Origin of the sequence: Candidatus Pantoea floridensis, assembly GCF_900215435.1 — a bacterium.
GTDB lineage: Bacteria > Pseudomonadota > Gammaproteobacteria > Enterobacterales > Enterobacteriaceae > Pantoea > Pantoea floridensis.
This window is the reverse complement of sequence record NZ_OCMY01000001.1, coordinates 2,045,552-2,066,097: the sequence shown is the minus strand read 5'-3', so window position 1 is coordinate 2,066,097 and position 20,546 is coordinate 2,045,552. Positions and strand designations below refer to the sequence as shown.

At 54.5% G+C, this 20,546-nt stretch carries 22 protein-coding genes; 13 read left to right on the top strand and 9 right to left on the bottom strand.

Annotation, left to right across the window (positions count from 1 at the left end; genetic code table 11):
- Positions 1 to 5 precede the first annotated feature (5 nt).
- Both glpK and glpX read left to right on the top strand, forming a co-directional pair.
- Positions 6 to 1,517 carry a glycerol kinase GlpK gene (gene glpK, locus CRO19_RS09690; RefSeq protein WP_097097626.1) on the top strand — a complete coding sequence of 504 codons (1,512 nt, stop codon included), beginning with the start codon at positions 6 to 8 and terminating at the stop codon, positions 1,515 to 1,517.
- 96 nt (positions 1,518 to 1,613) lie between these two features.
- Positions 1,614 to 2,624: a class II fructose-bisphosphatase gene (gene glpX / locus CRO19_RS09685; RefSeq protein WP_097095647.1), complete on the top strand. Its 1,011-nt coding sequence runs from the start codon at positions 1,614 to 1,616 to the stop codon at positions 2,622 to 2,624.
- Here the strand turns inward: glpX and emrD are convergent.
- On the bottom strand, positions 2,614 to 3,810 hold the full coding sequence (gene emrD, locus CRO19_RS09680; RefSeq protein WP_097095646.1) for a multidrug efflux MFS transporter EmrD: 1,197 nt from the start codon (positions 3,808 to 3,810) through the stop codon (positions 2,614 to 2,616). The genes glpX and emrD overlap by 11 nt on opposite strands.
- A gap of 396 nt (positions 3,811 to 4,206) precedes the next feature.
- On the opposite strand from emrD, the gene fpr reads away from it, so the two are divergent.
- The 3 genes from fpr (at position 4,207) to tpiA (ending at position 6,538) form a co-directional block, all read left to right on the top strand.
- Positions 4,207 to 4,953, top strand: coding sequence for a ferredoxin--NADP(+) reductase (gene fpr, locus CRO19_RS09675; RefSeq protein ID WP_097095645.1), 747 nt, complete (start codon positions 4,207 to 4,209; stop codon positions 4,951 to 4,953).
- 106 nt (positions 4,954 to 5,059) lie between these two features.
- Positions 5,060 to 5,650, top strand: coding sequence for a YiiQ family protein (locus tag CRO19_RS09670; protein WP_097095644.1), 591 nt, complete (start codon positions 5,060 to 5,062; stop codon positions 5,648 to 5,650).
- 120 nt (positions 5,651 to 5,770) lie between these two features.
- Positions 5,771 to 6,538, top strand: a complete 768-nt coding sequence (tpiA, locus tag CRO19_RS09665) for a triose-phosphate isomerase (RefSeq protein ID WP_008109693.1) — start codon at positions 5,771 to 5,773, stop codon at positions 6,536 to 6,538.
- 70 nt (positions 6,539 to 6,608) lie between these two features.
- Here tpiA and CRO19_RS09660 read toward each other — a convergent pair whose 3' ends face one another.
- The 7 genes from CRO19_RS09660 to CRO19_RS09630 all read right to left on the bottom strand — a co-directional run bounded on the left by CRO19_RS09660 (position 6,609) and on the right by CRO19_RS09630 (position 12,811).
- Positions 6,609 to 7,361 carry a CDP-diacylglycerol diphosphatase gene (locus CRO19_RS09660; RefSeq protein WP_097095643.1) on the bottom strand — a complete coding sequence of 251 codons (753 nt, stop codon included), beginning with the start codon at positions 7,359 to 7,361 and terminating at the stop codon, positions 6,609 to 6,611.
- 132 nt (positions 7,362 to 7,493) lie between these two features.
- Positions 7,494 to 8,483, bottom strand: a complete 990-nt coding sequence (locus CRO19_RS09655; protein WP_097095642.1) for a sulfate ABC transporter substrate-binding protein — start codon at positions 8,481 to 8,483, stop codon at positions 7,494 to 7,496.
- A gap of 146 nt (positions 8,484 to 8,629) precedes the next feature.
- On the bottom strand, positions 8,630 to 9,592 hold the full coding sequence (pfkA, locus tag CRO19_RS09650; protein WP_097095641.1) for a 6-phosphofructokinase: 963 nt from the start codon (positions 9,590 to 9,592) through the stop codon (positions 8,630 to 8,632).
- A gap of 208 nt (positions 9,593 to 9,800) precedes the next feature.
- Positions 9,801 to 10,703 (bottom strand): CDF family cation-efflux transporter FieF, encoded by a 903-nt coding sequence (fieF, locus tag CRO19_RS09645; protein WP_097095640.1) that lies wholly within the window; start codon positions 10,701 to 10,703, stop codon positions 9,801 to 9,803.
- Between the two features lie 286 nt (positions 10,704 to 10,989).
- Positions 10,990 to 11,292, bottom strand: coding sequence for a TM2 domain-containing protein (locus tag CRO19_RS09640; RefSeq protein ID WP_097095639.1), 303 nt, complete (start codon positions 11,290 to 11,292; stop codon positions 10,990 to 10,992).
- Positions 11,293 to 11,395: 103 nt separating this feature from the next.
- Positions 11,396 to 11,587 carry an ogr/Delta-like zinc finger family protein gene (locus CRO19_RS09635; RefSeq protein WP_370659814.1) on the bottom strand — a complete coding sequence of 64 codons (192 nt, stop codon included), beginning with the start codon at positions 11,585 to 11,587 and terminating at the stop codon, positions 11,396 to 11,398.
- A gap of 111 nt (positions 11,588 to 11,698) precedes the next feature.
- Complete coding sequence (locus CRO19_RS09630) at positions 11,699 to 12,811, bottom strand: phage late control D family protein (RefSeq protein ID WP_097095637.1); 1,113 nt, start codon at positions 12,809 to 12,811, stop codon at positions 11,699 to 11,701.
- A gap of 147 nt (positions 12,812 to 12,958) precedes the next feature.
- Here CRO19_RS09630 and CRO19_RS09625 point away from each other — a divergent pair, with 147 nt between their 5' ends.
- From CRO19_RS09625 to CRO19_RS09600, 6 genes are all read left to right on the top strand, one after another.
- Positions 12,959 to 14,149: a phage tail sheath subtilisin-like domain-containing protein gene (locus CRO19_RS09625; RefSeq protein ID WP_097095636.1), complete on the top strand. Its 1,191-nt coding sequence runs from the start codon at positions 12,959 to 12,961 to the stop codon at positions 14,147 to 14,149.
- A 12-nt stretch (positions 14,150 to 14,161) separates the two neighbouring features.
- Complete coding sequence (locus CRO19_RS09620; protein ID WP_097095635.1) at positions 14,162 to 14,674, top strand: phage major tail tube protein; 513 nt, start codon at positions 14,162 to 14,164, stop codon at positions 14,672 to 14,674.
- A gap of 63 nt (positions 14,675 to 14,737) precedes the next feature.
- Positions 14,738 to 15,034, top strand: coding sequence for a phage tail assembly protein (locus CRO19_RS09615; protein WP_097095634.1), 297 nt, complete (start codon positions 14,738 to 14,740; stop codon positions 15,032 to 15,034).
- A 32-nt stretch (positions 15,035 to 15,066) separates the two neighbouring features.
- On the top strand, positions 15,067 to 15,183 hold the full coding sequence (locus CRO19_RS09610; RefSeq protein ID WP_097097625.1) for a GpE family phage tail protein: 117 nt from the start codon (positions 15,067 to 15,069) through the stop codon (positions 15,181 to 15,183).
- Positions 15,180 to 18,305, top strand: coding sequence for a phage tail tape measure protein (locus CRO19_RS09605; RefSeq protein WP_097095633.1), 3,126 nt, complete (start codon positions 15,180 to 15,182; stop codon positions 18,303 to 18,305). Before CRO19_RS09610 ends, CRO19_RS09605 begins: the two co-directional genes overlap by 4 nt.
- Positions 18,306 to 18,313: 8 nt before the next feature.
- Positions 18,314 to 18,751, top strand: a complete 438-nt coding sequence (locus tag CRO19_RS09600; protein ID WP_097095632.1) for a phage tail protein — start codon at positions 18,314 to 18,316, stop codon at positions 18,749 to 18,751.
- Between the two features lie 40 nt (positions 18,752 to 18,791).
- Here the strand turns inward: CRO19_RS09600 and CRO19_RS09595 are convergent, their stop codons facing one another.
- On the bottom strand, positions 18,792 to 19,364 hold the full coding sequence (locus tag CRO19_RS09595) for a recombinase family protein (protein ID WP_097095631.1): 573 nt from the start codon (positions 19,362 to 19,364) through the stop codon (positions 18,792 to 18,794).
- Between the two features lie 159 nt (positions 19,365 to 19,523).
- Between CRO19_RS09595 and CRO19_RS09590 the strand changes: the two genes are divergently transcribed.
- A complete protein-coding gene (locus CRO19_RS09590; protein WP_320204471.1) occupies positions 19,524 to 19,931 on the top strand; it encodes a phage tail protein in 408 nt (135 codons plus the stop codon).
- Entirely contained in the window at positions 19,931 to 20,530 is a 600-nt protein-coding gene (locus CRO19_RS09585) for a tail fiber assembly protein (protein ID WP_320204470.1), read from the top strand. Before CRO19_RS09590 ends, CRO19_RS09585 begins: the two co-directional genes overlap by 1 nt.
- Positions 20,531 to 20,546: the final 16 nt, after the last annotated feature.

The window sequence follows — 20,546 nt, the reverse complement described above, 5'->3', positions numbered from 1 at the left end:
AAAGCATAATGACTACTGATAAAAAATATATCGTTGCACTCGATCAGGGCACAACCAGCTCACGCGCCGTGGTGCTCGATCATGATGCCAACATCGTTGCGGTTTCCCAGCGCGAATTTACTCAGATCTACCCGAAGGCGGGTTGGGTTGAACATGATCCAATGGATATCTGGGCGTCACAAAGTTCAACGCTGGTGGAAGTGCTGGCCCATGCGGACATTAACTCTGACCAGATCGCGGCAATCGGTATCACCAACCAGCGTGAAACCGCCATCGTGTGGGATAAAGAGAGCGGCAAACCTGTCTACAACGCCATCGTTTGGCAGGATCCACGCACCGCCGATTACTGTAACAAGCTGAAGAAAGAGGGCCTGGAAGAGTACATCCAGCACACCACCGGTTTGGTGATCAACCCTTACTTCTCTGGCACCAAAGTGAAGTGGATTCTCGATAACGTTGAAGGCGCACGTGAGCGTGCTAAACGCGGCGAGCTACTGTTTGGCACCGTTGATACCTGGCTTATCTGGAAAATGACGCAAGGGCGCGTGCACGTTACCGATCACACCAACGCCTCGCGTACCATGATGTACAACATCCACAAGCTGGAGTGGGATGAGCGCATGCTGGAGATCCTCGATATCCCGCGTGAAATGCTGCCAGAAGTGAAAGGTTCTTCAGAAGTGTACGGCCAGACCAACATTGGTGGTAAGGGCGGTACGCGTATTCCTATCGCCGGTATCGCCGGTGACCAGCAGGCGGCGCTGTATGGCCAGCTGTGTGTACAACCGGGTATGGCGAAAAATACCTACGGCACCGGTTGCTTCATGTTGATGAACACCGGTACTGAAGCGGTAACGTCAACACACGGTCTGCTGACCACCATCGCCTGCGGTCCGCGTGGTGAAGTGAACTATGCGCTGGAAGGTGCGGTGTTTATTGGTGGTGCGTCAATTCAGTGGCTGCGTGATGAAATGAAGCTGATCAGCGATTCGACGGACTCTGAATACTTTGCGCTGAAAGTGAAGGACACCAACGGTGTTTACATGGTGCCCGCCTTCACCGGTTTGGGTGCGCCTTATTGGGACCCGTATGCACGCGGTGCAATCTTCGGTCTGACGCGCGGTGCCAACGCCAACCACATCATTCGCGCCACGCTGGAATCGATTGCTTACCAGACGCGTGACGTGCTGGAAGCAATGCAAAACGATGCCGGCACCCGCCTGCAATCGTTGCGCGTGGATGGCGGTGCGGTTGCCAACAACTTCCTGATGCAGTTCCAGTCAGACATTCTCGGCACGCGCGTTGAGCGTCCGGAAGTGCGTGAAGTGACTGCGCTGGGTGCGGCTTATCTTGCTGGCCTGGCGGTCGGCTTCTGGGGCGATCTGGAAGAAGTGCGTGCTAAAGCGGTGATTGAACGCGAGTTCCGTCCAAGCATCGAAACCACCGAACGTAACGTGCGTTACGCCGGTTGGAAGAAAGCCGTTGCCCGTGCGAAAGCATGGGAAGACGAAGAGTAAAATCCTGCTGACCCGCGGCGCCCTGCCGCGGGTTTTTCCCCCGTCACTCTTCCCCGCTGTGGTAAACTGCCCGCCTGTTTTTTGTCAGGTGCAACCATGAAACGAGAACTCGCGATTGAATTTTCCCGCGTGACCGAAGCCGCCGCTCTGGCGGGCTATCACTGGTTAGGACGCGGCGATAAAAATGCGGCCGACGGCGCAGCCGTTCATGCCATGCGCATTATGCTCAACACTATTGATATCGACGGCCAGATTGTGATTGGCGAGGGCGAAATCGACGAAGCGCCGATGCTGTATATCGGTGAGAAAGTCGGTACCGGTCACGGCGACGCGGTGGATATCGCCGTTGATCCCATTGAAGGCACGCGCATGACGGCAATGGGCCAGGCCAACGCGCTGGCGGTGCTGGCGGTGGGCGATAAAGGCAGCTTCCTGCACGCACCTGATATGTACATGGAGAAGCTGATTGTCGGACCAGGCGCACGCGGCGCCATCGACCTCCATCTGCCGCTCGATATCAATCTGAAAAATATCGCGCTGGCGCTCGGCAAACCACTTAGCCAATTAACCGTTTCGATTCTGGCTAAACCGCGCCACGATGCGGTGATTGCTCAGCTGCAGCAGCTCGGCGTGCGCGTGTTCACCTTCCCGGATGGGGATGTTGCAGCCTCGATCCTCACCTGTATGCCGGATAGCGAAGTGGATGTGATGTACGGCATCGGCGGCGCGCCAGAAGGCGTGGTATCAGCGGCGGTCATTCGTGCAATGGATGGCGATATGCAGGCGCGCCTGCTGGCGCGGCATGTGGTAAAAGGCGACAGCGAAGAGAATCGCCGCCTGGGTGAAAATGAACTACAACGCTGCGCCGAAATGGGCATTGAAGCGGATCAGGTGCTGAAGCTGGATCAGATGGCGCGTAACGATAACGTGCTCTTCGCCGCCACCGGCATCACCACCGGCGATTTGCTGAAAGGCATCACGCGTAACGGCAACATCGCCACCAGCGAAACCCTGCTGGTACGCGGCAAATCGCGCACCATTCGCCGCATCCAGTCAATCCACTATCTGGACCGCAAAGACGCGGCGCTGCATCAATTTATCCTGTAATCGCCTGCTTGCCGCTCTCCGGATGACGCGAGAGCGGCCACCAGCACAGCAGCATCACCAGCGATGTCACAAACATCAGCATGCCGAGACTGGATTGATCGTGCTGCGGCAGCAGAGCTGACAGCCACGCAACCACGCCAGAACCGAGGTTCTGCAAGCCACCAATCAATGCACCGGCACTGCCCGCCAGCCACGCGTACGGCTCCATCGCCCCCGACGTTGCCAATGGGAACAGCATGCCCGCGCCAAAGAAGAACAGCGCAGCCGGCACCAGCAGCGTCCAGATATTCATCACGCCAAACCAGGCGGGAACCCACATCAATAAACCCGCCAGCAGGCAGCTGTTCACGCCGTACCACATCAGCGTGTGCCAGGATTTCTGCTCGCGTCCGGCAAACCACGCCCCAAAGAATGCCGCCGGAATCGGCAGGATAAACAGGACGCTGACGGTCAAACCATCCAGCCCCAATACGCCGCCCATCAGCACGCCGCAGCTGGCTTCGAATACCGCGATGCCCGCCAGCGCGCCAATCAGCAGCAGCAGATAACGCACGAAATTGCCGTCGCTGAGCAACGTGGCATAACGCTTCAGGAACGGCGTCGCAGGCGTATCCACTGGACGGGTTTCCGGCAGCCAGCGCGCCATCGACGCGGTAACGCCGAGGCACAGCAGCAGCAGGAAGGCGAAACAGGCGTGCCAGCCAAACAGATGCGTCAGCAGCGCGCCAATCACCGGTGCCAGCAGCGGGCTAACCAGAATGCCCATATTGAGTAAGCTGTTCGCCTGGCGCAGTGCGATGCCAGAGTAAAGGTCACGCGGCATGGTACGCGCCATCACGCCTGCCACGCCGGTACCTAAACCTTGCACTGCGCTGCCCAGCACCAGAATATCCAGCGAGGGCGCGAACATGGCGATCAACGCACCGCTAGCAAAGATCGTCATGCCGATAAGGATCACCGGACGTCGGCCAACGCTGTCCGAAAGTGGACCATAGATCAGCTGCGATCCGCCGTAGGTCATCAGATAGGCGGCCATCACCTGCTGAATGGCGCCGCTGTGCACATTGAGCGTCTCAGCCATATTGGCCATCGCCGGAACATAGATGGTTTGCGCCATCTGCCCCACCGCCACCAGCACGATCAGCATGAATAATAGAAAGCGATTTTGCGTTTTACTTATCAACATGGAACAAAATGTCTGCCTGAGAAACAAAGATTAAGCAGCACAAAACAGGCCGCTTCGGATTGATGGCGGCAAAAATATCAGGATTCAGTGACAAATCGAGAGGCAGCGTCAAAGCTGTAAGTCTTAAGCCGTCAAGCTGGTTATCCAGATTGTAAACTGCCCGCTACAGTTGCTGATCTGTGCGCTGCGTTTGTCGCTAAGAGCCCTTTGCTGGACGCGAGGGTGGTAATCCGTGAGATCAATAGCGATCATATAGCCTAAATAATTCGAGTTGCAGGAAGGCGGCAAGTGTGTGAATTCCCGGGAGCTTACATGAGTAAGTGACTGGGGTGAGCACACGTAGCCAACGCGGCTGCAGCTTGAGGTATGACGGGTAATCAACACTAAGGAGCCAACATGGCAGAGTGGATCAATGCTGAAGTGAAAGAAGTAAAAAACTGGACCGATGCACTGTTCAGTCTGCGCGTCGAAGCGCCCATTGATACCTTTACCGCAGGTCAGTTTGCCAAGCTGGCACTGGAAATTGACGGCGAGCGTGTGCAGCGCGCCTACTCTTACGTCAACGCACCGCAGGATCCGCTGCTGGAGTTTTATCTGGTCACCGTGCCGGAAGGCAAACTGAGTCCACGTTTGCAGGCATTGCAGCCCGGCGAACAGGTGATGATTACCAAAGAAGCCGCCGGGTTCTTTGTGCTCGACGAAATTCCTGACTGCCAAACGCTGTGGATGCTGGCGACCGGCACGGCGATCGGTCCCTATTTATCGATTCTGCAACAGGGCGAAGATCTGGAACGCTTTGAGAACATTGTGCTGGTACACGCCGCGCGCTTCGCCGATGACCTGAGCTTTCTGCCCTTAATGCAGCAGCTGCTGCAGCGTTATCAGGGAAAACTGCATATCCAAACGGTGGTGAGCCGCGAAGAGATCGCCGGTTCGCTGCACGGTCGTGTACCGCAACTGATTGAGAGCGGCGAACTGGAGCGTGCGGTCGGCCTGCCGCTCACCGCAGAAACCAGCCATGTGATGCTGTGCGGAAATCCGCAAATGGTGCGCGATACCCAACAGTTGCTGAAAGATACCCGTGAGATGCGTAAGCATTTCAAACGCAAACCCGGCCATATGACCAGCGAGCATTACTGGTGATACGTGCGAGGCGAAGAATGTCAGATTTTTCCCAATGTGGGTTTTGACTTTCCCCGGTAAAAACCGTTCTAATCGTGGGCTAAGTGAATGATTTAGGGCCGAAGCAATGAACAACCTGCCAGTCGCGCTGCTGCTTGGCCTCGCACTGACATTTCCCGCCTGGGCGGAGGATGCACCTGCATTGGATCGTAGCGATCATCTGCCTGCTGCGCCCTATCTGCTGGCGGGTGCGCCGACGTTCGATATGACCGTTGCGCAGTTTCGTGAAAAGTACAATGCCGCCAATCCCAATGAACCGCTGCAGGAATATCGCGCCATTGATAATCGCGGCGATAAAAGCAATCTGACGCGTGCTGCCAGCAAAATCAGCGAAACGCTGTACGCGTCTACGGCTTTGGAACAAGGCACCGGCAAGATCAAAACCTTGCAAATCACCTGGCTGCCCGTTCCTGGCCCCGATATGAAAGCCGCGCAGGCGCGCGCCATGGATTATATGACCGCCCTACTGCGCTTCTTCATCCCTGGCTTGTCGGCCGAGGATGGGCGCAAAAAGCTCGATTCTCTGCTGAGTGCGGGTAAAGGTGCACGTTATTTTTCCCGCACCGAAGGCGCACTGCGTTTCGTGGTCGCGGACAACGGCGACAAGGGTTTAACCTTTGCCGTTGAGCCGATAAAACTGGCGCTCGCGACCCCCTGATCACACCGGCAAAAATGACGAAAAGCAAAGCCAGCAACCCATTTGATCTCTATACTGTCTCGCAGACATCGCTGCCCGATGGCAGCGCTATTTCATGAATCGCGTTATGCGGAGGAAAGAATGCGACATCCACTGGTTATGGGTAACTGGAAACTGAACGGTAGCAAGCAGATCACTAAAGAGCTGATTGAAGGCCTGCGCAAAGAGCTGTCTGGTGTTGATGGTTGTGGCGTAGCGATTGCCCCGCCGGCTATCTATCTGGACCTGGCGAAACACGCCATTTCCGGTAGCCACATCGCTCTGGGTGCTCAGAACGTCGACGTGAATCTGTCTGGCGCATTCACTGGCGAAACGTCTGCAGACATGCTGAAAGACGTCGGCGCGAAATACATCATCATCGGCCACTCTGAGCGCCGCACCTACCATAAAGAAAGCGACGAGTTCATCGCGAAGAAATTTGCCGTGGTGAAAGAAGCTGGCCTGGTGCCGGTTCTGTGCATCGGTGAAACCGACGCAGAAAACGAAGCAGGCAAAACTGAAGAAGTGTGCGCACGTCAGATCGATGCCGTGCTGGAAACGCAGGGCGCAGCAGCGTTCGAAGGCGCAGTCATCGCTTACGAGCCAGTTTGGGCCATCGGTACCGGTAAATCCGCTACCCCAGCGCAGGCTCAGGCCGTGCACAAATTCATTCGTGACCACATCGCGAAGAAAGATGCCGCTATCGCACAGCAAGTGATCATTCAGTACGGCGGCTCAGTGAACGACAAAAATGCCGCTGAGCTGTTCACCCAGCCCGATATCGATGGCGCGCTGGTTGGCGGTGCATCCCTGAAAGCGGATGCTTTCGCCGTGATCGTGAAAGCCGCAGCAGCAGCGAAAAACGCATAATCTTTCGTTGTTGATGCAGAAAAGGCGGCTGATTAGCCGCCTTTTTTATGGGTCGCCATCAATGCCGCCCCTACAAGATCCTGCATTGATGATCCTGCAACTCTTCCGCTGAACCGCGGTTCAACTTCAACCAGTTACGTTCCAGTGCCAGCAGCGCTAAGCGCCCATCCGGCAGTTGTGCCAGCGCCATGCCATATTTGCCCATTTCCCTACGTGCGTTAGGCACTTCATCCGCCAGACGAATAAAAGCACTTTGCTGCGCCAACTCCGCCGTAGAAAGCGTTCGCACCCAATAGCGATGTTTCAGCAGCGTTTCGTTCTGCCACTGCGCATTAAGTCTTGGGGCCAGTGTATCCAGCTGCTGACGGACATCCGGTCGCAGGCAGGAAATATGAATATGCAGCTGATTCTGCGTGCGCCCATATTGCGCATTGATCGCCAGCGACAGCGCGCTGTCAGCAATGGGTGCGCCGCGCTTCTGCGCGAGCAAAACACGCTGTTGCCAGGCATCGGCAAACAGATTCGGCGTTGCGGGATTGAGAATGATGGGGCTTTCCATGCCGGTGATTTTTTCTATCGGCATCAGCAGATACTGCAATGGACCATTGAGATCTTTCAGCGTGACGTAACCCTGGGCGGTATTCACCTGTTGGCAAGGCGCAGGTTTGCCGCTGGCTGCCATATTCGGCACGCATTTCTCGCTAATGATCTGCCATAAGGCATCGCTGTTTTTCTGTAGGTGAAGGGCACCGCCGATCAGTCCAACAATCAACAGCACCAATAATGCGGTAAGCAACTTCAGGGTACGATGACTGCCCTGCATAGCCCGATTCCTCTGTTCATCATCTGCCAGCATCCTCGCCTGGCAGATGATGAAAGTCACGGACTAATCCTCAGCGCCTGTCTTCAGACATAAAAAAACGGCCAGCATTATCGCTGGCCGTTTTTGGATTTGTTAAGGCTTCATCACCTGGTCGTAACTGCCGCCATCGGCGAAATGGGTTTTCTGGGCTTGCGTCCAGCCACCAAACTTGCTGTCGATCGTGAACAGTTTCACCGGCGCGAATTTATCAGCAAACTTCTTCGCCACGGCTGCATCACGTGGACGGTAGAAATTCTCGGCGGCAATGGTCTGGCCTTCTGGTGAATAGAGATACTTGAGATAGTCTTCAGCCACTTTACGCGTGCCTTGCTCATCTACCACTTTATCCACCACGGAAACCGTCGGTTCAGCCAGGATCGATTCGCTTGGCGTGACGATTTCAAACTTGTCTTTGCCCAGTTTATTGACCGCCAGATACGCTTCGTTCTCCCACGCAATCAGCACGTCGCCGATACCGCGCTCAACGAAGGTATTGGTCGCACCACGTGCGCCAGAATCCTGTACTTCAACGTTCTTAAACAGCGACTTCACGTAAGCCTGCGCTTTGGCCTGATCGCCATGGTTCTGATCCAGCGCCCAACCCCATGCAGCCAGATAGTTCCAGCGTGCCCCACCCGAGGTTTTCGGGTTTGGTGTGATAACGGAAACGCCCGGTTTGATCAGATCTGGCCAATCATGAATGCCCTTCGGGTTGCCTTTGCGGACCAGGAACACGATGGTTGAGGTGTAAGGGGCGGAGTTATCCGGCAGGCGTTTGATCCAATCTTTATTAATACGACCACGGTCAGCAATAGCATCCACATCGGATTGCAGCGCCAGCGTAACCACATCAGCACGAATGCCATTGATCACGGAAGTCGCTTGTTTACCTGAACCACCGTGCGACTGGCGAATAACCACGTTGTCGCCGGTTTCCTGCTTGTAATGTGCGCTAAACGCTTTGTTGTACTGTTCGTACAGCTCACGGGTAGGATCGTATGAGACGTTTAACAGCTGAATATCCTTTGCCAGAACACTGGTTGAGGCCAGTAACAAGGTGACACCAATACTCCACTTATTCATTGCTTGCTCTCCCGAGGTCGTTATAGAACAAGACTGACACAAAGTTATCCACGGATTAAAGAATTAAAAATAAGCTGTTATAACCGGACGGTATATGAGCAGGCATAAAAAAGGCGCGATTTACGTCGCGCCTTAATGCTGAAGAATCAGTAGAGTTTTTTCGCGGTATCCAGCCAGTCGCGTTTGAATGGACGCTTCATGTTTTCAATTGCGTCGATGATATCGTGATGCACCATCTTTTCGTTCTGAATACCCACGCAACGACCGCCGTAACCCTGCAACAGCAGTTCAATAGAGTATGAACCCATGCGGGACGCGAGGATGCGGTCATACGCGCAAGGCGCACCGCCACGCTGGATGTGGCCAAGCACAGTAGCGCGGGTTTCGCGTTTGGTTTCTGCTTCGATGAAGTGCGCAAGATCGTCGATGTCACAGATGTGCTCGGTGATCGCGACGATGGCGTGCTTTTTACCTTTGGCAATGCCAGCCTTGATTTCGGCAACCAGCTCTTCACGGGTATACGGAATTTCCGGCAGAACAATGAACTCACAGCCACCCGCGATGGCCGCCGCCAGCGTCAAATCGCCGCAATAACGACCCATCACTTCCACGATAGAGATACGCTGGTGGGAAGAAGAGGTATCACGCAGACGGTCAATCGCTTCCACCACGGTTTCCAGCGCAGTGAAGTAGCCGATGGTGTAATCAGTGCCCGCTACATCATTATCAATGGTGCCCGGTAAGCCGATGCATGGGAAACCCATTTCGGTCAGGCGCTTAGCCCCCATGTAGGAACCATCACCGCCGATAACCACCAGCGCATCAATGCCGCGCTTTTTCATGTTATCGATCGCGGTCTGACGTACTTCGTCATTACGGAATTCTGGGAAACGTGCGGAGCCAAGGAAGGTGCCGCCGCGGTTGATCATGTCAGACACGCTGTAGCGGTCGAGATTGATCATGCGATCTTCATACAAGCCCAGATAGCCGTCGTAAACACCAAAAACTTCCAGTCCTTCACTCAGCGCGGAACGTACAACTCCGCGAATGGCTGCGTTCATGCCTGGGGCGTCACCGCCGCTGGTCAGTACTCCGATTTTTTTGATCATGACAACCTCTGGATTGTTCAAAACTAAGGATTATTCCTGTCATGTGCCCGGCGTAGACCAGCTCGCGATCGCATGACTTAATAGTTGCAGAATAGTATATCAAAGGCCTGAAGCTGAATTGATTCAGGTCAGACAACTTTTCGCTAATTTTTTACAGAGTTGTTAGCGCTACGTCACTTTTTTTGTGTAATCGCATGATTTTAAAACGCTAACCTTGAAAAAATCCGTGTTGGTTTCCTGGCACAACAGAACAGGGATCTTGATGGATAATCACATCCGAGCCGGGAAACTTCTTCAGTAATGCTTGCTCAATTTCATCGGCTACCTGATGCGCTTGCACCAGAGGTAGCTGATCTTCCATCTCCAGATGCAATTGAATAAAACGCGTGGGGCCAGATTGCCGCGTGCGTAGAGCATGGGCACCACGAACCCCAGGCCAGCCGGTCACTACGTGAATAATCTCCAGCGTTTCATGCTCTGGCAAGGCACGATCTAATAGCGCCTGTACCGCATCATACCCCATCCGCAACGCGTTATAGAGAATGTAAATGCCGATGCCGAGCGCAAACAAAGCATCCGCCCGCACAAAACCATAGCTGCTTAAGCCGAGAGCCACCAGGATTGCGCCGTTCATTACGACATCCGATTGATAGTGCAGCATGTCAGCACGAATCGCCTGACTCCGCGTGCGCCGCACCACCCACCGTTGAAAGGTCACCAGAACCAGGGTTGAAAACAGTGCCACCACCGTCACCACAATACCTACCAGCGGCGCGTTTAAGGTCGCTGGTGATGCCAAATGCTGAATGCCCGTCAGGAAAAGAAATAGCGCTGAGCCAGAAATAAACATGCTCTGCGCCAGTGCAGCCAGCGACTCTGCTTTACCGTGACCAAAAGTATGATCGTCATCGGCCGGCTGGAGCGAATAGCGCACTACCAGCAAGTTAGTCAGGGATGCCGCAATATCCACCAAAGAATCCACCAATGCCGCCAACATACTGACCGAACCGGTATGCCACCAGGCAAAAATTTTAACAATCAGCAGCAACGTTGCCAGCGTAGTTGCCGCCACAGCGGCCCGGTTAACTAATTTTGCATAGGAAGAATCCATGCTTTGCCTCGCCAGATGGCCCACACCCAAAATGCAGCCTGATGGTCTCAAGATGGCTAAAGTTTATCACTGGAAGGAATATGCTGTGAAAAATCAATATTAAGTTAAGAGCGTGAGGAGAAAATAACAGGCAAAAAAAACCCCCGCATCATGCGGGGGAAGACAGGGATGGTGTCCATTTAATTATTATATTCACATGAAATAAAAGGATTTATTTCTCGCAGTGTCCACCTATTGACCACGTCATAAAAAACCCCGCTTATCTGGCGGGGTATGCTTTAGCTAATTAACCATACTTTCTGGCGAAGTCTTCGTCAGAAGAGCACAGGTATAGAATGAATTCGACAAAGGCAATAATTGCTGGAATAAACGTCCAGCAGAAAATGAGATAAAGCAGCCCCTGACCAACTCGACCTAAATAAAATTTATGAACTCCAAACCCTCCAAGGAAAAATGCCAGCAGCGCTGCTGCAATACGGCTCTTATTTCCCTGTGTTTGAGTTGATTGAGTTGCACCGCAGTGTGGGCAAGCCTTTGCAGACTCGTGAATTTCCTTACCGCAACCACGGCAAAAAACCATTCCAGACATAATCACTCCATAATTAATTTGTTTTAAGTCATCCGATTATCGGCAGGCATGCGCCAAACCTTTACTCAAAAAAAAACGCCCCTCTTAAGGGGCTGGGTTTACTTCAAAGAGTCAAACTCAACTGGTTTTCACCGTAGTTAGAACGCGGAAAAGCACCTGCGGGAATAATGTGTGCCTTGGCGGAAGGGGTTACATTGTTGAGGTAATTTTCTACGCTCTCCAGAGTAGTGAATGACTGCCCGCACAGCATGTTCGTGCACTGGTGATAGCTGCGACGTGTTTCTCTGCTGAGCATCAGGCTGGTACGGGTTCTTGCGGCGGCGTTACACTTTGGGCAGGTGAACATAAGACCTCACCACTTCTGATTAAACTCGCCGCATAGTTTAGGAGATGTCCGATTTATAATCTATTCAGAATTTTCATCAGACTGCTCAGCATCCCAGTCGGTAATCCGCACTTCCAGTTCTAGCCCGGTTATAAAGCCGTTTTCATCGATAGTGTTATTCACCCGTTTTATCACCCAGTCAGCGGCATCAATCGTAGGTTTAAAACCTGACACGTTGGCGTGCAGCTCGGGAAACAGATCCGCGCGCCCGCGTGCCAGGGTGATATTAAATTCCGCCGCACCTCTCTGAAGCTCATTCCATTTTGCCGCAGCTGCGCGCCGGGCAGCCCGTTCGGTTTTATACGTCTGGCGCATCACGAACACGTTACCTTCAGCACCCTCGACATAGTCACCCTCTTTCTTGCTGGAAGCGGGCGCGGTCTGCACCTTTTTCTTTTTACGCCGGCGCTTAACCGTAGTGGGCTTTTTCTGCCCGAAATTGAGATCAAGCCAGTAAGCCTGCACGCCGGTATAAGCATCCCTGTCTGCCACCCGGAATGAATGACTGTCACCGCTGGCGCGGTTAATGGTAATGGCCGGCAGCACGCGCCCGCTGGCGGATACTCCCTTACCCGGCACGATAAATAACAATGCGCCGTTTTTTACAGTGGCAACCGCACCCAGCATTTGCGCCATACGCGTGAGAAAACTGATATCTGACTCACTGGTCTGGTCAGCGTGGTCAATAGCAATATCCTTGAGCGTCACGCTCACAGCCGGCTTCAGCCCATAACGCCCGGCGATGGCGGAGACCACATCACCCACACTCACGTTGTGCCAGCTGTACTCACGCTTAACGTTAAAATCATCGCGAAAATCTGCGCTGCGTGCAGTGACGATCAGCCGGTCAGGCGGCCCTTGATGCGACACTTCATCAACGACAAACTCCCCTTTGCTGACCAGCGCCTGACCCTGCCAGCCAAATGCTACTGAGACCTTTGCACCTCGCGCCGGCATCGATACCAGACCGTCAGAATCATCAATGGTCAGTTCAACGCGATCAGCTTCAAACCCTCGGTTATCGGTGTGCGTCAGCGACATCAGACGCGCATCAAGATTCGCGGACACTTCGCCATCAATCGTCAGCCGGTAAGCAGGTCGCGGTGTTAAATCGTCATCCAGAATATTCAGCATAATTTCCCCCTGTCGCATCCTCCCGCGTGCGCGAGAGTTACGCCAGCCAGCACCGGTTGTAAGGAGTATGTGACAACCGCCTGCGCGTGAAATCAGGGGGGCAGAAGTTGATGATTAATTCACTCATCAACGAGAGGCAATGAGACCATGAGCGACACTTATCACCACGGCGTGAAGACGACGGAAACCACCGACCTCAGCACGCTAATCCGTGATATCGACACATCAACCATTGGTGTGGTCTGTATCGCGGATGACGCAGACGCGACAACGTTCCCGCTTAACACGCCGGTTCTTGTTACCCGCGTGAGCAGCGTACTCGGCAAAGCCGGAAAAAAAGGCACGCTGTATACCACCCTGAAAGCCATTTCTGACCAGGCGAGCCCGAAGGTTATCGTTATCCGCGTGCCGGATGCTACAACCTATGTGCCGGCTGATGGCGAAGCTGCACCTACGCAGGAACAGCTGATCATCGGCGGTGTTAACGCTGCTGGCCGCTATGAAGGCATGTTTGCGCTGCTTTCTGCACCGGCAAGCGTTGGCGAAACGCCGCGCGTGCTGGCCGTTCCGGGACTGGATTCCGAAGCGGTTGCCGCACAGCTGGGCGTCATTGCGGAAAAGCTCCGCGCGTTCGCCTATGTCAGCGCTTACAACTGCAACACCATCGCCGAAGCAAAAGCCTATCGTGAGACATTTGCGCAGCGTGAACTGATGATCATCTGGCCGTCATTCATCGCTTATAACTCTGCGAGCGCCAAAAACGAAACCATTCCCGCCACCGCATACGCTATCGGCCTGCGCGCAAAAATTGACGCTGAGCAGGGCTGGCACAAGACAATTTCTAACGTGGTTGTGAATAACGTGCTGGGTATTTCCGCTGATGTGTACTGGTCGCTTCAGGGCACAGACACGGATGCAGACGAACTTAACAGCAACGGCATCACCACGCTGATTAAGCGCGGCGGGTTCCGCTTCTGGGGTTCGCGTACCTGTGACGCCGAAACCTACACGTTTGAAAGCTATACCCGCACCGCGCAGATCATGGCCGACATGATTGCTGAAGCGCACTTTGGCTACATCGATAAGCCGCTTACGCCATCACTGGTGAAAGACATTATCGACGGCATCAATCAGAAAGGTTCAGCGCTGGTTACTGCGGGGCGCTTGCTGGGCTTCAGCTGCTGGTATGACAAAAACGATAACGCCACGGGCGATCTGCGCGATGGCAAGCTGAAGATTCGCTACAAATATACGCCGGTTCCGCCGCTTGAGCAGCTGGGTCTGGTACAGGAATTCACCGATGAATACTTTGCGGTATTCGATCAGCTTGCGGCGTAACGGGAGCCATCAATGTCATTACCCAAAAAACTATTTCTGTTTAACACCTTCCTGAACGGCCTGAGCTTTCTCGGCCAGGCTGAAGAGCTGAGCACACCAAAGCTCACACGCAAGATGGAGGAATATCAGGGCGGCGGCATGGTTGGCGCAGCGTCTGTATTCCTTGGCTTTGAAGCCGGCGCACTGGATATGGAACTCACCATGGGCGGCCTCTCAATCGAGGTGCTGAAAACCTACGGTGCCAACATCGACGGGACACAGCTGCGATTTGCCGGCTCGTACTCCGATGACGCCACCGGTGAGACCGTCGCCTGTGAAATTCAGACACGCGGGCGCGTGACTGAAATGGACTGGGGATCAGCCAAGCAGGGTGATAACACTCAGCACAAATACACGCTGAAAAACACCTACTGCAAGATAACCGTAGGCGGCGATGAATTGTTTGAAATCGACCTACTTAACATGATCTGGAAGGTTGACGGCACTGACATGCTGGCTGAGCACCGCGCCAATATCGGTCTTTGATTTACCCCTGATTAATTAACTCTCCGGCAGCACTGCTGCCGGTCAAAAAAAAGGATATCTGCCATGGGCAAGGTTGTTCTGATTACCCCGATTATCCGCAAAAGCGGCGATGTTAAAGAAGTCTCTGTCACCGAAACCATGAAACACGCGGGCTCACTGCGAGGCCTGAAGCTGTATGACGTGATGATGAGTGACGTTGACTCCCTCATTAAACTGCTGCCACGCGTGACCAGCCCGGCGTTGACTGAAGCCGAAGTGACCATGATGGACGTACGCGACTTTGGTGCCCTGGCGAAAGAGGTTGCTGATTTTTTAGCGCCGTCCTCGGAGACGAACACGACCGAAGCGGCAGACGCGTAATTAAGTGCCCGGCGGTTCTGACCGATGAACTGATCGCAGATATCGCCGTTATCTTTCACTGGCCACCGTCCGCATTTGATGCCATGCCTGTGAATGAGCTTATGGAATGGCATTCGCGTGCGGTAGCCCGTAGCGGAAGCGAAGAATGACAGACCGTAACCTAAATATCCGCGTTGCCTTTGGCGCGGTAAACAAACTTACCAGCCCGGCCAGCGCTGCGCAGAAAAGCGCGGCTGCGCTGGCCTCCCAGATTCGTGACACTCAATCCTCACTGAAAGGCATGGAGCGCAACGCTTCAAGCTTTGACCGCCTGTCCCGCGCCGCGCAGAAGACCACACAACAGCTGGCTGAAGCCAAGAACAAAGCTAAAGAGCTGCGTGACAGCTACGGCCCAGCCAAACAGCGCACCGATGAACAGACCGCCGCACTCAAGCAGCAATCTGAAGCCATTCGCCAGCTGACGCGTGCGCAGAATGAAGAGCAGGCAAAGCTGGGCGCCCTCAGTTCTTCCATGGTTCGCCATGGCATCGTGCTGAAAACGGGTGCCAGCGCCACCGATCAAATCAGCCGTCGAACGGGTGAGTACAACCGACAGCTTTCCGAGCAGCAGCGCCGCCTGGCTGCGGTCAGCCGTGCCCAGGCTAATTACGATCGCGCCAAAGAGCGCCGCGACAGCCTGACCGGTGGCGGCATTAAAGCCATCGCCGCCGGCACAGTGGCTATTGCGCCTGAAGTCAAAGTGCTGATGAATTACGCCAGCATGGAAGACGCCATGAAGGATGTCGCCAAACAGGTTAATGACCTGCGGGACGGCAACGGCCAGCGCACGGCGCAATACTACGACCTGCAAAAAGCCATTAAGGCGGCCAGTGAGCAGCTTCCCCTTCAAAACGGTGCAGAAGACTACGCTGCGTTAGTGGCAGGTGGCGCACGTATGGGCGTATCGAACGGCGATGACCCATGGGCAAAACAAAAAGCAGACCTGATGAGCTTTGCCACAACCGCAGCCATGGCGGCAACTTCATTTGACCTCCCTGCCGGTGAGCTTGCGGAAAACCTCGGGAAAATAGCTGGCCTCTATAAAATCCCCACGCAAAACATTGAGCAGCTTGGCGATGCCCTGAACTACCTGGACGATAATGCCAAGTCTAAGGGTGCAGACATAATTGACGTTTTGAAACGCGTGGGCGGCATTGCCGACAAACTGGACTATAGAAAAGCCGCAGCACTGGGTTCTACTTTCCTGACGCTCGGTGCCGAGCCCGAAATTGCCGCCAGTGCAACAAATGCAATGGTGCGAGAACTTTCGATCGCCAAAATGCAGGGCGGCGATTTTATGGCAGGCCTCAATGCTTTGGGTCTGAGTGCAGATAAAATTCAGAAAGCGATGCCGGTTGATGCCATGGGCACAATCATCACCGTGCTTGAAGCGGCCAATAAGCTAAAAGACTCTGACCGTACATCTGTGCTTACTCAGATTTTTGGTAAGGAGTTCGGCAAAAACGCATCCACGTTAGCCAACCAACTCCCGGAGCTTTATAGGCAGCTTGCGCTGGTGAATGGAGAAGCCGCAAAAGGTTCAATGCGCCGCGAATCCGACATCAACAAAGATTCGATTTCAGCGCAGTATCTGATTGCTAAAGCGGCGATGAATAACAGCTTTAGCAGCCTGGGGGAAACCTTACGCGGCCCCGCACTGGGCATCATCAATTACGTTACCAAAGTCACGCAAAGCTTCCGCGCATGGGTTGAAGCTAACCCTGCGGTAGTCGCTGTACTCATGAAAACCGCAGCGATCATTGGCGTCATCATTGCCACCCTCGGCGCTCTTGCGCTGGCAGTGGGATCGGTCATCGTGCCGATTGCGGCGATGCGACTCAGCCTGACGCTGCTTAGCGGTGCCGGAGGATTCAGCGGGCTTGCTAAACTTGCCGGCGGCGCATTCCGCTTGATGTCTGGCGGCTTCACTGGCCTCGTGACAATGGCACGCGGATCACTCAGCCTCATCAGTGGTGGATTCAGCGGATTGGGTGCCGTGGTTAAAGCATCCGTCACCGCGATGGCCGGCGACTTTTCCGGCTTCGCCGCGATTGGGCGCGGTGCGATCAGCCTCCTGAGCGGTGGCTTTACCATGCTGCTTAGCCCCATCGGCCTGATTGCTGCCGCTATCGTGGGCGCTGGCCTGCTCATCTGGAAATACTGGGAGCCGATCAAAGCCTTCTTTGGCGGCTTCTTTGATGGCCTGCTGGCCGGGCTTGCGCCGGTGCGACAGTCATTCGCGGCGCTGGCCCCGATTTTTGACGGCATCGGCACGGCGATTTCCGGCGTGTGGAGCTGGTTTAAAAGCCTGTTTGAACCGGTCAACGCCTCAGCCGAAACCCTGAAGAAATGCACCGAAGCCGGCCAGACGTTTGGCGTGGTTGTGGGCACGGCGGTTTCCGGCGTGCTCAGTGTGATCCTGAAGGTGGCGGAAGGCATCGGCTGGCTGTTGAAAAAACTGGGCGCCATTCCTGAAGCGGCCAACGCTGCCCAGGAGGTTGCCAACACCATGAATGCTGTCGCGCCGGCACAGCCGAAAGCGCCAGTAGTTTACGTGTGGGACGCCAAGCAGAAAAAGATGGTCGCGCAGGAGTGGAAGCCAGAACCACCGCCGGCAGTAATTTCCGCAGGCCAGTCTGCGCCGCAAAACGGCCCTGCCGTTACGCCACCGGCTAAGCCACCGATCCCCGCGCCTGCCACACCGCCGGGTGCCGTAATTGCGCCACCTCCCGGCAAGGTCACTTACGACTCATTGAAGGGCACCAACCCCGGCAAAAAGAAAAAGAGCGCAGCCGACAGCGCCACGGAAGTCAGCGCAGCCGCCCGCGATCCCAACAAGCTCGGTGACATCGTCTTTAAAGACCATCCGCCGGTGATGCCGGTTGTGGGCGACTGGCGGGAGCCGACAGTAAACGCCGGCGCATCGAGCATGGCCGGAATTACCCAGCGCGTAGGCGATATGGTGCGCGGCATTGCGACATGGCCAACACGGGCACTTTCAGCCGCGATGCCCGTTCCGATCACACCTGCAGCAAGGTCAAAACCGGGCGGCTTTAACTCGGCAGCCATCAACGCGGCAGCTGGCGGCGATGTCTTCAACCTGACCATGAATTTTTACGAAAGCGCCAGGATGGATGAAAAGAGCCTGGCAACAACCCTCCGCCGCGAGCTGGATAACCTGCTGCGCGAGCGTGACAACCGCCGCCGCTCCCAGCTGCGTGACAGAGAATAGGTGATTTTATGATGATGATTTATGGCATGTTCGTTTTCATGCGCCAGACCGCGCCTTATCAGTCGCTGGAACAGCAGACCGAATTCCGCCACGTTAAAAATGACCGGGTCGGTAAATCGGCAAAATGGCAGTACATCGGGGCGGGGGAGGATACGATCACGCTCACCGGTACGCTGTACCCTGAAATTACCGGCGGTGATGTTTCACTCGCCGCACTTCGTACGATGGCATATGGCGGCAAAGCATGGCCCCTGATAGAAGGAACCGGCACAATTTACGGCATGTTCGCTATTACCAGCATCCGGGAGAACCGCACGGAATTTATGCAAGACGGCAAAGCACAGAAAATTGAATTTACGCTGACGCTGAAAAAGCAGAGCGAGGATATTCGTGAAGGGCTAGGAAGCATAACGATCAGTGACGTATTGTCGATGGTGAATCCCTGATAAAATAAAGCCCGCTACCTACGGGCTTTTATCATTCTCACTACATACTTTGAAGCTCTCGCCGCCGAGCTGCTGGAATGTACTTGTAAAGTGTTTTAACTGAAACATCTAAAACCAGTGCAACCTGATGCAATGTTGCTCCCTTTATCAGCATTCTTTCCGCCCTGGCAATTACTTCTTCAGTCATTACTCTTTTTCTGCCGCCAATACGCCCTTTTAAGCGCGCCGCAGCCAATCCGGCGCGCGTTCTCTCAACAATCAATTCGCGCTCCATTTCAGCAAGCGCGCCCATGACGTGGAAAAAGAATCGCCCCATGGGCGTGATGGTATCAATGCTATCGGTCAGGCTGCGAAAGTTAACGCCTCGTGTGCGCAACTCCTCGGTAAGCATAACCAGATGCTGCATACTGCGCCCCAGCCGGTCAAGCTTCCACACAACGAGAGTGTCTCCCTGCCCGAGCGTGTGCAGCGCCTTTTTGAGTCCCGGTCTGTCACGGGATTTCCCGCTAATTTTATCCTCCAGAATCAGGTCGCAATTTGCGCTCTTCAGCGCGTTACGCTGTAAATCCGTATTCTGTTCATTTGTTGACACCCTGATATAGCCAATAAGCATGGACTCATCCCGTTAAAAGCCTCGAAGTGTGCCAGCGGGCCGCCAATCAGTACCAGGAGTATCTTTCTCAAAAACCTTGGTTTAAGCGAAGGCTCACCCGTAATAGGTTCGCCGTTTCCCTGGCCCCATACGAAAATGCCCAATGAGCTGTTTGCATCCATGTCTGGCATGGTATTTCTGAAAAGCAACGGAGCAAGTTTCAGCGGCACGTTATATCCAAAACTGGCTCTGGCTTATCCGGGGCTGACATTGACCGATCTTCGCGGCGAGTTTATTCGCGGCTGGGATGATGGACGCGGCGTCGACTCAGGGCGTGCGCTTCTTTCTCAACAGGGCGACGCGATTCGAAACATAACCGGCAAGTTCTTGGGTTACGACTATGGTGGGGATTCAAAAGCAGCGTGGGGTGGCGCTTTCACGTACATCAATACGGCGGGTAGCACGAGTGCTGCGGGGACAGCAGGAGGAGAAGTTAATACCACTTTCGATGCATCTCTCGTAGTACCTACTGCCGTTGAGAACCGCCCGCGTAACGTGGCGTTTAACTACATTGTGAGGGCTGCATAATGGCCGCAATAAAAAAAGTAACACTGGATAATGACGGGCTGGCGAAATCATCCGGGCTGATGACGATTTATAACTTTAATCCTGAAAGCGGGCTTTTTACAGGCTCGTCTGACGAGTATCTTCCTCAGGGAGTAGGCATTCCGGCTAACTCTACGAGCGATGCGCCGCCTGCAAACGTTGCGGGCATGGTCAGCGTGTATTCAGGCGTGGGCTGGCAGCAGGTTGCCGATCATCGCGGTGAAATGGTTTACCGCACGGCAACGGGGGAAAAGGTTGTGGTTACTCAGCCCGGCGACTACCCGGAAGGCACGACGTCCATTCCACCTGCGACAGCATTTGACGTCTGGAACGGGGAAGCATGGATAACTGACGTACAGGCGCAGCAGGCGGCGGCTATCATCGCGGCGCAGGCAGAGAAGTCAGCCCGTATTAGTGAGGCCAGCAGCTTGACGCAGGCATGGCAGACACAGTTGCTGCTGGGCCTAATCACTGACGGTGATAAGGCATCACTGACAAAATGGATGCAGTACATTCAGGCCGTACAGGCAATAAATATTCATGGCGCAACCGATATCAGCTGGCCGCAAAAACCTCTTTAAAAAAAGCCCGCGATAG

Coding starts and splice junctions, on each gene's coding strand:
- glpX (WP_097095647.1), top strand. CDS start 1,614: ATGAAACGAGAACTCGCGATTGAATTTTCCCGCGTGACCGAAGCCGCC.
- emrD (WP_097095646.1), bottom strand. CDS start 3,810: ATGTTGATAAGTAAAACGCAAAATCGCTTTCTATTATTCATGCTGATC.
- fpr (WP_097095645.1), top strand. CDS start 4,207: ATGGCAGAGTGGATCAATGCTGAAGTGAAAGAAGTAAAAAACTGGACC.
- CRO19_RS09670 (WP_097095644.1), top strand. CDS start 5,060: ATGAACAACCTGCCAGTCGCGCTGCTGCTTGGCCTCGCACTGACATTT.
- tpiA (WP_008109693.1), top strand. CDS start 5,771: ATGCGACATCCACTGGTTATGGGTAACTGGAAACTGAACGGTAGCAAG.
- CRO19_RS09660 (WP_097095643.1), bottom strand. CDS start 7,361: ATGCAGGGCAGTCATCGTACCCTGAAGTTGCTTACCGCATTATTGGTG.
- CRO19_RS09655 (WP_097095642.1), bottom strand. CDS start 8,483: ATGAATAAGTGGAGTATTGGTGTCACCTTGTTACTGGCCTCAACCAGT.
- pfkA (WP_097095641.1), bottom strand. CDS start 9,592: ATGATCAAAAAAATCGGAGTACTGACCAGCGGCGGTGACGCCCCAGGC.
- fieF (WP_097095640.1), bottom strand. CDS start 10,703: ATGGATTCTTCCTATGCAAAATTAGTTAACCGGGCCGCTGTGGCGGCA.
- CRO19_RS09640 (WP_097095639.1), bottom strand. CDS start 11,292: ATGTCTGGAATGGTTTTTTGCCGTGGTTGCGGTAAGGAAATTCACGAG.
- CRO19_RS09635 (WP_370659814.1), bottom strand. CDS start 11,587: ATGCTCAGCAGAGAAACACGTCGCAGCTATCACCAGTGCACGAACATG.
- CRO19_RS09630 (WP_097095637.1), bottom strand. CDS start 12,811: ATGCTGAATATTCTGGATGACGATTTAACACCGCGACCTGCTTACCGG.
- CRO19_RS09625 (WP_097095636.1), top strand. CDS start 12,959: ATGAGCGACACTTATCACCACGGCGTGAAGACGACGGAAACCACCGAC.
- CRO19_RS09620 (WP_097095635.1), top strand. CDS start 14,162: ATGTCATTACCCAAAAAACTATTTCTGTTTAACACCTTCCTGAACGGC.
- CRO19_RS09615 (WP_097095634.1), top strand. CDS start 14,738: ATGGGCAAGGTTGTTCTGATTACCCCGATTATCCGCAAAAGCGGCGAT.
- CRO19_RS09605 (WP_097095633.1), top strand. CDS start 15,180: ATGACAGACCGTAACCTAAATATCCGCGTTGCCTTTGGCGCGGTAAAC.
- CRO19_RS09600 (WP_097095632.1), top strand. CDS start 18,314: ATGATGATGATTTATGGCATGTTCGTTTTCATGCGCCAGACCGCGCCT.
- CRO19_RS09595 (WP_097095631.1), bottom strand. CDS start 19,364: ATGCTTATTGGCTATATCAGGGTGTCAACAAATGAACAGAATACGGAT.
- CRO19_RS09590 (WP_320204471.1), top strand. CDS start 19,524: ATGTCTGGCATGGTATTTCTGAAAAGCAACGGAGCAAGTTTCAGCGGC.
- CRO19_RS09585 (WP_320204470.1), top strand. CDS start 19,931: ATGGCCGCAATAAAAAAAGTAACACTGGATAATGACGGGCTGGCGAAA.